Raw genomic sequence first — 13897 nt, 5'->3', positions numbered from 1 at the left:
AAAAATTGTGTAAATTCAAATATTCATGAGTTTACACAATTTATTTTTTTATATGCTTTTATGTTATTTCCCAGCTGTTTTTTTCACAGCCTTGCTTTTCTTTGCTTCTTTATTTTTCTTATCCACAAAAACAATCTTTTTAACATCATCATAAGTTTTAGCAAAGTAGAATTTCATCTGGTCTGCAATTTCCTTTGGCAATTCCTCCGTATCAACTTTATTGTCATAAGGAAGTACAACATCTCTTATACCAACCCTGTGAGCCCCAATTACTTTTTCCTTGATTCCGCCAACTGCCAGAACCTCTCCAGTAATCGTAATCTCTCCAGTCATTGCCACATCCTGCCTAACTTCCTTATCAGTCAATACTGAAATTATCGCTGTTGTAATTGTAATTCCTGCTGATGGCCCGTCTTTCGGCACTGCTCCTTCTGGAAAATGTAAATGAACATCTGTTGTTTCGTTGAATTTTTCCTTGATTCCAAGTTCATTTTTTATATGCCGTACGTAAGAATAAGCCACTCTGGCTGATTCCTGCATTACATCTCCTAGTTTTCCTGTAAGCTGCAGTACACCTTTTCCTTCCATTTTTACTGCCTGCACTTCTAGAGTTGTACCTCCGACTGCTGTCCATGCAAGTCCATTGACAACACCAATTTTACCTTCTTTTTCCTTGACTTTATCTGCTCTGAATTTTGCATTTCCTAAATATTTCTTGATTTTTGTTTCAGAAACAGAGATTTTTTTACTCTTAGATTTTGATACAAGTATTTCTTTTGCTATTTTTCTGAATAATTTACCAATTTCTCTTCGTAAATTTCTCACTCCAGCTTCTCTTGTGTATTCATTTATAATTTTCATAACTGCTTTATCAGAAAATGAAATTTTGAATTCCTTTAATCCGTTTTCTTCTTGTGTTTGAGGTATTAAATATCTTTTTGCAATATTTAATTTTTCAAATTCTGTGTACGATTCAATTGAAATAATTTCCATTCTGTCACGAAGCGGTCCTGGAATTCCGCCCAAATCATTTGCTGTACAAATGAAGAATACGTTTGACAAGTCAAAAGTATGATCGATATAGTGATCTTCAAACGAGTTGTTTTGTGCAGGATCTAAAACTTCCAGCATTGCTGAAGCGGGATCTCCTCTAAAGTCAGAAGCCATTTTATCAATTTCATCAAACAGCATTACTGGATTATTTACGCCAACCTGTTTTAAAGAATTTATAATTCTTCCTGGCATTGCTCCCACATAAGTTCTTCTATGTCCACGAATTTCAGCTTCATCTCTTACTCCACCAAGTGAGATTCTTGTGAATTTTCTGTTCATTGAACGTGCCACCGAATGTGCAAGTGATGTTTTCCCTACACCTGGAGGTCCCACAAGACAGATAATTGAACCTTTCAATGTATTGTTTAATTTTTTTATTGCCAAAAATTCCAATATTCTTTCCTTAACTTCTTCCAGTCCGTAATGATCCTCATTTAGAATTTTTTCAGCTTTTTCAATGTCAATCTCATCATTTGAAGAAACTTCCCACGGCAATTCAAGTACAGTCTCAAGATATGTTCTTATTACTGAAGATTCTGCAGAAAAGTCTGGCATTTTCTTCATTCTTGAAAGCTCTTTTACTAGCTTATCCTTTAGTTCCTGAGGAATTTTCGCATCTCTAACTCTTTGGTCAAGTTCCTCCAGTTCCTCGTCAGAATCAGTTCCTTCACCCATTTCTTCACGCATTACCTTAATTTTTTCACGTAAATAATAGTTTTTCTGAACTTCTGCCATCTGTTCCTTTACACGATTTTCAATTTCACGCTCAAGCATAAAAATCTCAATTTCTCTCTCAAGAATACCCAAAATTTTATACGCTCTTGCTTCTACATCAAGTGTTTCAAGCAACTCCTGTTTCGTTTCCACCGCAACCATCAAGTTCGTACAAATCAAATCAAAAACTTTGTCAATATTACTAATTTCTTTTATATTGTAAATAATATCTGGCAACACTTTATTAGTTTTTTGTGCATAATTTGAAAATTCATCGATAACTTTACGTTTTAGTGCTTCAGCTTTACTTTCGTCAATTGGTTTTGAAAAAATTTCTTCATATTCAGCATAAACAACACCTTTATCATCTTTTGGAAATTGATTGATTAAAACCCTATGTTTTGCCTCAACTAGAACTTTTACATTTCCGTTTGGCATTTTTACAGTCTGTATTACATGAACCAATACTCCTGTTTCATACACATCTTCTGGAAATTTTGGCTCTTCTACATTTGCATCTTTTTGTGCTGAAAGAATCAGTTTACTGTCATATCTTGCTATTGCTTCTTCAAGACTTTTCAGGCTTGACTGCCTACCGATAAAAATCGGAGTTACAACACCTGGAAAGACAACTAATTCTCTTGTAGCTATAAATGGTTTATTTTGCATAATTTCCCCTTTCATACTTTGTTTTAATTATTAAATATTATTCAACAATTACCTTCTCTTTATCCGTAACTGCTTCTTTAGTAATTATTACTTTCTTAACATTGTTTTTTGATGGAATTTCGTACATCAGATCAGTCATAACGCTCTCAATAATTGAACGAAGCCCTCTCGCTCCAATTTTTCTTTTAAGCGCTAGCTGTGCAATTTCTGTAATCGCATCCTTCTCAAATTCCAAATCAACATTTTCCATCTCAAAATATTTTTTATATTGCTTAACAAGTGAGTTTTTAGGCTCTGTTAGTATCTTAATCATAGCCTCTTCATCAAGTCCATGAAGTGCTGTGATTACTGGTAACCGCCCAATTAATTCAGGAATCAGCCCAAATTTTATTAAATCTTCAGGCAGTACATTTTCAAACAAAGTCAAATCATCCAGTTTTGTATTATTTGTTTCCAGTCCGAATCCAACTCTTTTTTCATTAACTCTATCCTTAACCTTCGCTTCCAGTCCTTCAAATGCCCCACCAACGATAAATAGAATATCCTTTGTATTAATCTCTATCATTTCTTGATTTGGATGCTTTCTTCCACCTTGTGGCGGCACACTTGCAACAGTCCCTTCAATGATTTTGAGTAATGCCTGCTGTACTCCTTCTCCAGAAACATCCCTTGTAATTGACATATTTTCCGATTTTCTAGCAATTTTGTCAATTTCATCAATATAAATTATTCCATGCTCTGCCGCTTCAATATCATAATCAGCCGCTTTTATCAGCTTTAAAAGTACATTCTCAACATCATCCCCGACATATCCAGCTTCTGTCAATGTTGTTGCATCTGCAATTGCCAAAGGCACATTCAATGTTTTCGCCAGTGTCTGTGCAAGCAAGGTTTTTCCGCTTCCAGTAGGCCCTACTAGCAGTACATTTGATTTTTGAAGCTCTACATCATTATCTACATTTTTCTGTTTGTGCATTATTCTCTTAAAATGGTTATAAACCGCCACAGATAACACCTTTTTAGGCTGTTCCTGTCCGATAATATATTCATCAAGTTTTGCCTTTATCTCTTTTGGCTTTAATAGAGTGATTTCCCTGTTATGTTCATTTTCGTCATATTCCCTAAAACTATCCAGTAATTCCGCACTGTCTTCTATACATTCATTACAGATAAACACATCATCCTCTTCAGGACTCTGTATTAACCGTTCCACTTCATGCTCTTCCCTGCCACAGAATGAACAGTAATTTTTTTTCTTATTTGCCAATATTTTTCACCTCGTTTTTTCTTTAAAATTTATACTTTTACCTATATTTAATAAAAAAATCTATTATTTCGTTATAATAAGCAAAATTTCGTTAAAAGAAAAAGAACTGTTTGAGCTTTTGTAAAAATTTTTAAATCATATACATTTATTTATAGCAAAATAACCTATATTCAAAAGCAAGTTTTCTTTTTCTTTTATAAGAAAGTTTTGCGTAAAGCGGGGATAGTTCGTAGAACTTTCGCCTTAATCTCAAGAAAGCAATAAATTATTTATATCATAATAATCTTTATTGCGAAATATGGGTATGGCGTCTGATACCCTTGCTTAAAATGAACTAGAAATAAATAATACATAAAAATTATTATTAATTAAGTAAATTAAAAAACTTATAATTAAAATCATTTTTAGTAAATTATTCAATCATAGTTCCTTTTGCAAATAATTACAATATCTTGTCAATTAATCCGTAATTTACAGCTTCTTCTGGAGACATAAAGTTGTCTCTTTCAGTATCTGCATAGATTTCTTCTACTGATTTTCCAGTTGCTTCTGATAAAATTTTACTTGTAATTTCCTTCATTCTTTCAATTTCTTTTGCCTGAATCTGAATGTCTGTTGCTTGACCTCTTGCTCCGCCTAGTGGCTGATGAATCATGATTCTTGAATTTGGCAACGAGTATCTTTTACCTTTTGCTCCAGCCGCCAATAACACTGCTCCCATGCTTGCCGCCTGTCCTACACATACTGTAGAAACATCGCTTTTAATGTGACGCATTGTGTCATAAATCGCAAGTCCAGCGGTAATTACTCCTCCCGGACTGTTTATATACATAACTATATCTTTTTCATTATCCTGTGCATCTAAAAATAATAATTGAGCGACTATCGCATTTGCCATTCCATCCTCAACTTCTCCACTTACAAAAATTATTCTATCCTTCAAAAGTCTTGAATAAATATCATAGCTTCTTTCCCCACGCCCATCATTTTCAATAACTACTGGACTATATGCTGACATATTATTTCCTCCTATTTCTGTCAATTTTCTTTCATTTTTTATTTTTCTCATTATTACAAAACTACAGTAAAATTGTTTTAAAATTTTGCAGTTTAAATATAGAGAAAAAGAATTCCGCAATAAACTATTTTATCACAAAATTCTTCTAAAATCAAAATATTCTTTTTATTTAACAATTTTCTCAAAATTATTATTTAACTTTTGCTTCTTTTACTAATAAATCAATTGTTTTTTGATTTACTAATCTGTAGTTTGTTTCATCAATGAATCTTTCGTAGTTTCCATTTTTTCTTACATCGGCAATTAATGCGTCTTTTTCAAGTCCGTACATTGCAGCCAATGTTTCAATTTCTTTTGACACTTCTTCATCAGTTGCTTTGATTGATTCTGCTTTTGCGATTTCAGACAATACTAATTCTGTTTTTACTGATTTTTCAGCATTTTCTTTTGAGCTTTCTCTCATTGCTTCCATTGTTTGTCCAGTCATTTGGAAGTATTGGTTAAGATTAATTCCTTGCATTTGCAATTGTTGTGCAAATCTGTTGATTTGATAGTCAATTTCTCTTTGAACCAATGCTTCTGGAACTTCAACTTCTGTTCCGTTTACTACAGCATCTATAACTTTGTTCTTAAATTCATTTTCAGCTCTTGCTTCTTCTCTTTTTGTAATATTTTCTCTAGTTTTAGCTGTCATATCTTCAACAGAATCAAATCCTAATTCTTTTGCTAAATCATCGTTTAATTCAGCTTCTTCTTTTCTCTTGATTGAATTTACTTTTACCTTGAATAAAGCTGGTTTTCCTTTTAGGCTTTCAGCATGATATTCTTCAGGGAATGTAACATTTACGTCAAATTCATCGCCTTTTTTATGCCCTGCGATTTGATCTTCAAAAGTGTCGATAAAGCTGTGAGAACCTAATGTCAAGTCATATCCTTCAGCTTTTCCTCCATCAAATGCCTTGCCATCTATAAATCCTTCAAAGTTGATATTTACAACGTCATCATTTTTAGCTTCTTCATTTTCTGCAACTTCTTTTAATTTTGCAGCATTTTCTCTTAATCTTTCGATTTCTTCGTTTACTTTTTCATCAGTAATTTCCACTTTTTCCTTTTCTACTTCCACACCTTTATATTGCCCCAATTCAAATGAAGGCAATACAGGTATTGTAAATACCACTTCAACTTTGTCATCATTAAGCTCATATTTTTCAAGTTTAATATCAGCAATTGGTTTTAATTCATTTTCTGCAACTGCTTTTCTATATTCGTCAGAAATAATATGATTTAAGATTTCACCTTCAATTTCTTTCTTGAATTTTTCTTCAATCACTTTTGCAGGTACGTGTCCTGGACGGAATCCGTCAACTTTTGCATCTTTAAAATGTACTAAAACATGTTCCTTTAAATGTTTTAACTCTTCTCCTTCTCTAACTGCTGATACTTCATAAGTAGATTCATTTAATTTTTTTACTGCCATTTTTTTAATTCCTCCTAAAATTTTTTGTTATATATAATTTTTTTATTAATTTATTTTTATTTAAAATCCTTTATTTTCAATTCGATAAATAAATCCGAATGCCCAGACTTAAATATCGGAGTATAAACTATTTTAAATTTTTTCTTATAAAAATTATTTGCCTTCAATTTATGTCCTAAATTATATCCAATTACTGAAATAATACGATTATTTTTTCTAATAAATCCCTTAAAGTGCCGATTATTTATCCCAAATTTCGTTAGATTAAGAAAACTTACATCTGAATCCATAAAATTTGGCTCCTGATTATCCAGCCCAAAAGGAGACAGCCTGTTTATTTCGTGCAGTTTTCTTTTGTTTAAATATTCAATATTCAACCATGCGTCAACATACAAAGTTTTTTGCACATTTTCCCTGTTTTTTCTTGCAAGTCTTTGCCGCAGATGTTTTTCAATTTCACCTAAATATTTTTCTGAAACAAGAAATCCTGCCGCCAAGTCATGCCCTCCAAATCGCTCCAGTTTGTCTGACACACTTTTTAAAATATCAAAAATATTTATTCCTTCGATACTTCTGCACGATGCCTTTCCATATCCATTTTTTATTGAAATCAGAATTACTGGTATGTTGTATTTGATGGAAATTCTTGAACAGACTACGCCAATTACGCCAGAATGCCATTTTCTGCTTTTCATAAAAATATATTTTGGACGTTCCAGACGCTGTATTTTTTCTTCCAGTTCATTATAAATCTCATTTTCCAGATAACGCCTGATTTTATTCGCACGTTTCATTTCTTCAATTATTGAGAAAAGTTTAAAGTCATCTTCCTGAATAAAGAAATTTACAACACTTTTTGAATTATCAATTCTTCCAAGTGCATTGAAAATCGGCGCAATGAAAAATCCAATATCGCTAGTTGTTATATTTCTAGGATTTATCTTCAAATAATTAATAATATACTTCAAACCTTTTATTTTGGTTTTTTTTAAATTATTTAGTCCTTTTTTTATGATAAACCTGTTTTCATCGGTCATTGGCACAACATCTGCAACTGTTCCAATCATTATAACATCCATATAATCGTACAATATTTTTTTATTTGCACCATATCTTTCATAAATAGCATCCGCAAGTTTAAAGGCAACTCCAGAGCCTGACAAGGACTTATTTGGATAAGTACTGCTGGTCTTTGGATTTATTGTAAGAATATCCAATTCTTTTTCCTGCTCCCTATCCTCCAGAATTCCAATCTGTCTATGATGATCTGTTATAATTATGTCAATTCCGCTGCTTTTTAACATCAGTATTTCTTCACGGTTATTTATTGAAATATCAACTGTTATAAACAACTTTGCGTCCCGTTTTTTCAAAAAATTCAAAAGATTTTTATTTATACCTATTCCCTCATGAACCCGATTTGGAATATAATAATCAACATTAAGCCCCAATTTTCGTAGCATGATTACGAGATACGCCACTCCAGAGATTCCGTCAACGTCATAATCTCCATAAATTACAATTTTTTCTTTATTTTTCCCAGCCTTTTTTATTCTTTCTACAACTTTTTCCATATTTTCAAATAAAAATGGATTATGAATATCTTTTTTATCTGAATTTAAAAATTTAGAAACTTTTTCCTTTGTGTCAATTCCTCGATTCAAAAGCAGTCTTGAAATTAATCTGCTTTCACCAAATTCAGAACTTTTTGATGTCAAATAATCTTCATTATAGCTTTTTAATTCCCATTTCATTACAAGATTAATCGCTTCCTTTTTTGTATAGTTGCAGGACTGCCTCATGCTTTTTTAAAGCAGCCCGGTATTTCTGTTACTCGATATTGTCATTTTCCTTTTTTATTTCATTCAGTATCGAAGCAATTTTTACTCCATATTCAACGCTGTCATCCAGATGAATTCTCACTTCTGGAACAAATCTTATCGACAGCTGTGAACCAATTTTTTTCCTAAAAAAACCTTTTAATTTATTCAAATCTTCAGCGATTTTTTCTTTATTTATATTGTCTTTCAAATCCAGTATTGAAAAAGTTAAATCAAGATACCGTCCGTCTTTTGTCAGTTCAACCTTGTGAATTGATACAAGATTTTTTATTTTGTCATTTTTTATCTCTGTTAAAAGTGTCATTCCGATAATTCTTGATATTTCCTTTTCCAACCCTCTTTTTCTTCTGTCATTCATACAATTATCACCTATCTATCTGTTATCTTGGGATTTCTTCCATAATATACGATTCGATAATATCTCCAGCCTTAATATCATTAAAGTCTTGAATACCAATTCCACATTCTTGTCCCATTACAACTTCCTTAACATCGTCTTTAAATCGTTTCAATGAACCTAATTCTCCGTTAAAAATAATAATTCCATCACGAATTACACGGATTTTCGAGTCTTTTGTAACTTTTCCATCAACAACGATAGCTCCAGCGATATTTCCAACATTTGATACTTTAAACACTTGCTTAACTTCAATTCTTCCGTAGTAAACTTCCTTATATTCTGGATCAAGCATTCCTTTCATTGCTTTTTCAATTTCCTCAGTTGCGTGATAAATTACGTTGTAGTTTCTAATTTCTACTCCAATTTTTTCTGCAATGATTCTGGCTGGTGTAGTTGGACGCACGTTAAATGCGATTATAATTGCATTTGATACTTCTGCAAGTTTTACATCCCCCTCACTTACTGCTCCTGCACTTCCTTGAATTATATTAATTACAACTTTTTCAGTATTAAGTTTTTCAAGCGATTCTCTTAATGCTTCAACAGATCCTTTTGAATCGGCTCTTATAATACATTTCAATTCTTTTAATTCTTGTTCTTCTAATTCTTGAGACAAACTTTCCAGTGAAATATGTTTTTTCTTATTCTGCTCGTTTACTTTTTTCTCTCTAATAAAGTCCTCTACAATTTTTTTAGCCTGCTTATCGCTTTCTACACCATATAAAACATCACCTGCATTTGGCACAACATTAAATCCTGTAATTTCTACTGGCTGTGAAACAATGGCTTTATTTATTTTTTTACCTCTGTCGTCAAGCATTGAACGGACTCTACCATGAGCTTCCCCTGCTACGAACACATCTCCAATTTTAAGCGTTCCTTCCTGTACAAGCACATCGGCAACTGCTCCCATTTTTGGATCCAGTCTTGATTCCACTACAACGGCTTTAGGTCGTTTATTTGGATTGGCCTTTAATTCTTCAAGTTCCGCTGTAATTAATATTGTTTCAAGAAGTTCTTCCAAATTAATTTTCTGTTTTGCAGAAATTTCAACAAATTCAGTAGTTCCTCCCCATTCAGGTGACATCAGTCCATATTCAGTCAATTCAGTTCTAACCTTCATAGGATCTGCACCTGGCTTATCAATTTTATTAATTGCAACGATTATTGGAACTCCCGCTTCCTTAGCATGAGAAATTGCCTCTACAGTCTGAGGTTTTACCCCATCATCAGCCGCTACAATTAGAATCGAAATATCTGTAATATTCGCTCCTCTTGCCCTCATTTCAGTAAACGCCTCATGCCCTGGAGTATCAATAAATGTAATTCTTTGCCCTTTCCAGTTTACTTGATAAGCTCCTATTTTTTGCGTTATTCCTCCAGCTTCATCACTCATTACATTTGTATGTCTAAGCGCATCCAAAAGTGATGTCTTACCATGGTCAACGTGTCCCATTATCGTAATAACTGGAGCTCTTGTTACAAGTTCAGCTTCCTCGTCTTCCTGCTCAAGATGATATTTCTCACCGTAACTGATTTCCTCTACTACTTCTTTTTCTACAATTACTTCATATTCAAGCGCCACTTCTTCAGCTTCCTCAAATGATAAAATAGCATTCGCAGTAAGAAGTTTTCCTTCCATAAAGAATTTTTTGATTATATCAGAAACATTTATTCCTAGTTTTTCAGCTAAGTCTTTAATAACAATTTCTTCTCCAATTGTTATCATTCCTATGCTCTCTCCTTCAATTCTGACAATTTCATCCTTGACAGTTTTTTCCTGTTTCTTATTTTTCTTTTTCTTTTTGTCATCTTTTCTAAAGTCAGAACGAAGTTCTTTTTCTTGATGTTCTCTGTCTCTTCTATTTTTTTCATATTTTTTCTTATCGAATTTCCCTTTTCCTTTTCCACCGGCTTTACCTTTTTCAGCCACTGTCGATGCTGGAATTTCAGAAGCTGGTTCCTTTTTAGCGTTAGAAAAATTTCGGCTGTCTCTTCTAAAGTCATCTCTGTCCTTATTAAATCCGCCTCTATCAGAAAATCCTCTATTATCTTGTCTGTCTCTGAAGTTTCTTCCTGTACTTTGATTATCTCTATCCCTATTTTGGAAGCCCCTGTTGTCACGACTGTCTCTTGCTTGGCTATTTCCGTCTTTATTAAAGCTTCGATTGTCTCTTCTGAAGTTATCTCTTCCTTCTTTTCTAAATCCGTCTTTATTTCTGTCTTCTCTATTCCGATTATCTCTGTTTTGGAAAGTTCTTCCGCTGTTTTCCCTATTTTCTCTGTTATCTCTATTTTGAAAACCTCTGTTGTCACGGTTATCTCTTGTTTGATTATTTCCGTCTTTATTAAAGTTACGATTGTCTCTTCTGAAGTTATCTCTTCCTTCTTTTCTAAATCCGTCTTTGTTTCTGTCTTCTCTATTTCGGTTGTCTCTGTTTTGGAAAGTTCTTCCGCTGTTTTCCCTATTTTCTCTACTATCTCTGTTTTCTCTACTTTGAAAATTTTGCTTTTCTTTATTTAATTCATTCGCTTTATTATTTTGGCTACTCAAATTAACTTTCATCTCCATTTTCCTATTATTTTCTTTTTTATCAAACTTATTTGATTTTTCAAATTTTTGATTTTTATTATTATCTAAATTTTTTGTAGTATTCAGATTATTTTTATTATTGCTGTCATCTGATTTTTTTTCTACATTTAGTTTAATATCTTTTTCCAATGGCTGTTTTGGTTTTTCGTAATTTTTATTAATGTTTTTAGATTCATTAATCTTATTGTGTTCAGCATTGCTGTTTTTTTGACTCTCTGAATGGCTACTTACTGTTTTTGCAATATTTTCTTTTGTACTACTCTCTGTTTTATTTTCACTTTTATTCAGATTTTCAGTTTTACTGTTATTTTGATTATTTTGGACACCTTTTTGAAGTTTTTTCCTTATAAGGCTTACTTCTTCATCACTTAGTACATTCATATGATGTTTTTTACCTTTTACACCAATTTTATCAATATCCTCAATAAACTTAGCAGTTCCGTTATAACCTAATTCTTTTGCTAATTCATGCACTTTTACTTTCATCCATTCATCACCTCCACTTTGCTTAATATTCCTTTGATTACTTTTTTGTCAAAAATACCGACAACATTCACATCTCTTGAAAAAAGCTCTATTAATTCGATTTTCTTTTCAACAAATACAATTTTAAAATTAAATTTTTCAGTTAATTTTTTAAACTCCTCAATGTATTTTGTCCTTGTATCTTTTGGAATAATAACAAGCTTTACTTTTTCACGCTTTATTCCGTTAATTGTTTCCTCAACTCCAAAGACAAAATATTCAGAATTTTTCATCGGCTTTAAAATATCAATTATATTTTTCTTTTGTTTTTTTACTTCCTCAAGCATTTGTACAAGCTGTTCTATTTCAACATTATATTTCTTGTGTTTTGACAGCCTTTCAATACATTCATTCGTTTTACAGACATAAAATCCTCTTGCCTGCACCTTCATTTCCTTATCGTAAACATATTTTCCGTATTGCTCAGTTATCCTGAAAAAGTCTGTTTTTTTACCTTTTTTCCTGCAGCAAATACACATTCTTTCAGGTTCGTTATTTTCTTTCTTTTCTTTTATTAATGTATCCAAACTCTCTAATCATCTCCTTGTTTGATACTTTTTCAATACTTATCTTTTATAATTTTTTTACAAATTTCAGTCTTCCTCGTGAAGTCCAGCAAATGCACTTTCCTCAACTTCATCTTCAAATGAATCATTAAAAGCCGTATCTTCTTCGTACTCTTCAAATTCATCAATTTCAGCAGGCTCTGTATGAATGTCAATTTTCACTCCGCACAGTCTTGCTGCAAGCCTTGAATTTTGACCTTTTTTACCGATTGCAAGCGATAACTGATTTTCTGCTACAAGCACTCTTGCAACTTTCATATTTTCTTCGCCTTCCTCAATGATTTCCACTGACAGAACTTCTGCAGGATTCAAGGCATTTTTTACAAATTCCGTTATATCCTCATTCCAAAGAACAATATCGATTTTTTCTCCGCAAAGTTCATCAATGATATTTTGGATTCTCATTCCGTTACGTCCAATACATGCACCTTTAACGTCCAGATTTTCATCATTTGAGTAAACAGCGACTTTAGAACGGCTTCCTGCTTCTCTTGCAATGTTTCTGATTTCAATAATTTCCTCATAAATTTCAGGAACTTCTAATTCAAGCAGTCCTCGAAGTAATTCTTCAGATTTTCTTGAAACAAAAGTTTTTGTAAATTTCGTAGACTCTTCTACAGCGCCGATATAAATTTTAATTCTATCTCCTTGTCTGAATATGTCTACTGGTGATAATTCCTTCGCCGGCACAATTGCTTCAAGTCCATTTATATCCACATACAGATTTCCTTTTTCATCAGTTTTTCTAACATTTGCAGAAACAATTGAATTTTCAATTTCCTTAAATTTATTAAAGATATTTCTTTTTTCACATTCTCTAACTTTTTGCACAACAATCTGCTTTGCATTCTGAATTGCATTTCTCTTAAAACTTTCCGCATTAATTTCCAAATCCAGAATATCTCCCAGCTTAGCACGCTTTTTAACAGAAATTGCATCTTCCAGACTAATTTCCTCTTCAGGATTTTCTACGTTTTCTACAATCAGCCTTTGTGAATAAACCTTTACATCTCCGCTGTTTCTATTAATCGTTACCTTCACATTGTCCTTTTCACCATAATTTTTTTTATACGCCGCAAGCAATGCAGTTTCTATTGTTTCCAGTAATTCTTCCTTTAAAATTCCCTTTTCTTTTTCAAGTTCATCAAGTGCTTCCAAAAATATTTTTTGATCTCGCCCTTTCATCATTCCTCCTCACTATTTAATATGCCATTCGGTAATTCATATATTAAATTTGCTTTCTTTAATTTAGAAAGTGGTATTTCCACTATTTTTTCCGATTTATCATCCAAAAGAAAAACCGTATCATTCTCAAATTTTTCCAATTTTCCTAAAAACCTCTTCGCTCCTTCAATGTTACTCTTAGCCTGAACGTTAATTCTCTCTCCCGAAAATCTCACAAAATCCTTAGGCTTTCTCAATCTACGCTCAACCCCAGGTGTCGAAACCTCCAGAAAAAACTTCTCCTCAATCAAGTCATCCGCAATTCCGTCAATCTCACGGCTAAAATCAATACAATCATCAAGCGTCGTAGTTCCATCCAGTTTCTCTACATACACTCTCAAATAATTATATCCCCCATCCCTCACATATTCCAAATCTGCCAATTCCAGATTCATTTCCTTTAAATGCTGTTCGATTTTCTTCTCAAACTCATTTAAAATCTGTTCCATAAAATTACACCTCATATCTAAAACTAAAGAGTGGGCTAACCCACTCTCTACCTAAAATTATTTTCTGTAACTATAATAACACATTTTCGCTTTTTTTTCAA

The 13897-nt window shown here is 32.5% G+C and carries 10 protein-coding genes; all 10 read right to left on the bottom strand.

Translation table 11 applies throughout. The annotated features are described in order from the left end of the window. Positions 1-63: 63 nt before the first annotated feature. Complete coding sequence (lon, locus tag FVE77_RS05690) at positions 64-2436, bottom strand: endopeptidase La (protein ID WP_036087940.1); 2373 nt, start codon at positions 2434-2436, stop codon at positions 64-66. Positions 2437-2473: 37 nt separating this feature from the next. Further along, a complete protein-coding gene (gene clpX, locus FVE77_RS05685) occupies positions 2474-3703 on the bottom strand; it encodes an ATP-dependent Clp protease ATP-binding subunit ClpX (protein ID WP_021769173.1) in 1230 nt (409 codons plus the stop codon). Positions 3704-4145: 442 nt separating this feature from the next. After that, positions 4146-4721: an ATP-dependent Clp endopeptidase proteolytic subunit ClpP gene (clpP, locus tag FVE77_RS05680; protein ID WP_026746415.1), complete on the bottom strand. Its 576-nt coding sequence runs from the start codon at positions 4719-4721 to the stop codon at positions 4146-4148. Positions 4722-4911: 190 nt separating this feature from the next. Then, positions 4912-6198 carry a trigger factor gene (gene tig / locus FVE77_RS05675; protein ID WP_026746416.1) on the bottom strand — a complete coding sequence of 429 codons (1287 nt, stop codon included), beginning with the start codon at positions 6196-6198 and terminating at the stop codon, positions 4912-4914. A 56-nt stretch (positions 6199-6254) separates the two neighbouring features. Then, complete coding sequence (gene recJ / locus FVE77_RS05670; protein ID WP_026746417.1) at positions 6255-7952, bottom strand: single-stranded-DNA-specific exonuclease RecJ; 1698 nt, start codon at positions 7950-7952, stop codon at positions 6255-6257. A gap of 76 nt (positions 7953-8028) precedes the next feature. Beyond that, a complete protein-coding gene (rbfA, locus tag FVE77_RS05665) occupies positions 8029-8397 on the bottom strand; it encodes a 30S ribosome-binding factor RbfA (RefSeq protein WP_021769169.1) in 369 nt (122 codons plus the stop codon). A gap of 22 nt (positions 8398-8419) precedes the next feature. Continuing rightward, the gene (infB, locus tag FVE77_RS05660; RefSeq protein ID WP_036087943.1) at positions 8420-11518 is read right to left on the bottom strand and encodes a translation initiation factor IF-2; all 3099 of its coding nucleotides are present in this window, start codon (positions 11516-11518) and stop codon (positions 8420-8422) included. Further along, positions 11515-12084 (bottom strand): DUF448 domain-containing protein, encoded by a 570-nt coding sequence (locus FVE77_RS05655; RefSeq protein WP_026746419.1) that lies wholly within the window; start codon positions 12082-12084, stop codon positions 11515-11517. Before FVE77_RS05655 ends, infB begins: the two co-directional genes overlap by 4 nt. Positions 12085-12150: 66 nt before the next feature. After that, positions 12151-13308, bottom strand: a complete 1158-nt coding sequence (gene nusA / locus FVE77_RS05650; RefSeq protein WP_026746420.1) for a transcription termination factor NusA — start codon at positions 13306-13308, stop codon at positions 12151-12153. After that, positions 13308-13796: a ribosome maturation factor RimP gene (locus FVE77_RS05645; RefSeq protein ID WP_026746421.1), complete on the bottom strand. Its 489-nt coding sequence runs from the start codon at positions 13794-13796 to the stop codon at positions 13308-13310. The genes nusA and FVE77_RS05645 overlap by 1 nt, the downstream gene beginning before the upstream one ends. Positions 13797-13897 lie beyond the last annotated feature (101 nt).

The organism is Leptotrichia hofstadii (genome assembly GCF_007990525.1).
GTDB classification, from domain to species: domain Bacteria; phylum Fusobacteriota; class Fusobacteriia; order Fusobacteriales; family Leptotrichiaceae; genus Leptotrichia; species Leptotrichia hofstadii.
Note: the sequence above shows the minus strand (reverse complement) of the source record. Positions and strands in the feature narration are given on the sequence as shown.

What these genes read in the sequence shown, in the direction of transcription:
- rbfA (WP_021769169.1), bottom strand. Translation starts at nt 8,397, where the DNA reads ATGAATGACAGAAGAAAAAGAGGGTTGGAAAAGGAAATATCAAGAATT.
- clpP (WP_026746415.1), bottom strand. Translation starts at nt 4,721, where the DNA reads ATGTCAGCATATAGTCCAGTAGTTATTGAAAATGATGGGCGTGGGGAA.
- nusA (WP_026746420.1), bottom strand. Translation starts at nt 13,308, where the DNA reads ATGAAAGGGCGAGATCAAAAAATATTTTTGGAAGCACTTGATGAACTT.
- lon (WP_036087940.1), bottom strand. Translation starts at nt 2,436, where the DNA reads ATGCAAAATAAACCATTTATAGCTACAAGAGAATTAGTTGTCTTTCCA.
- recJ (WP_026746417.1), bottom strand. Translation starts at nt 7,952, where the DNA reads ATGAAATGGGAATTAAAAAGCTATAATGAAGATTATTTGACATCAAAA.
- FVE77_RS05645 (WP_026746421.1), bottom strand. Translation starts at nt 13,796, where the DNA reads ATGGAACAGATTTTAAATGAGTTTGAGAAGAAAATCGAACAGCATTTA.
- tig (WP_026746416.1), bottom strand. Translation starts at nt 6,198, where the DNA reads ATGGCAGTAAAAAAATTAAATGAATCTACTTATGAAGTATCAGCAGTT.
- infB (WP_036087943.1), bottom strand. Translation starts at nt 11,518, where the DNA reads ATGAAAGTAAAAGTGCATGAATTAGCAAAAGAATTAGGTTATAACGGA.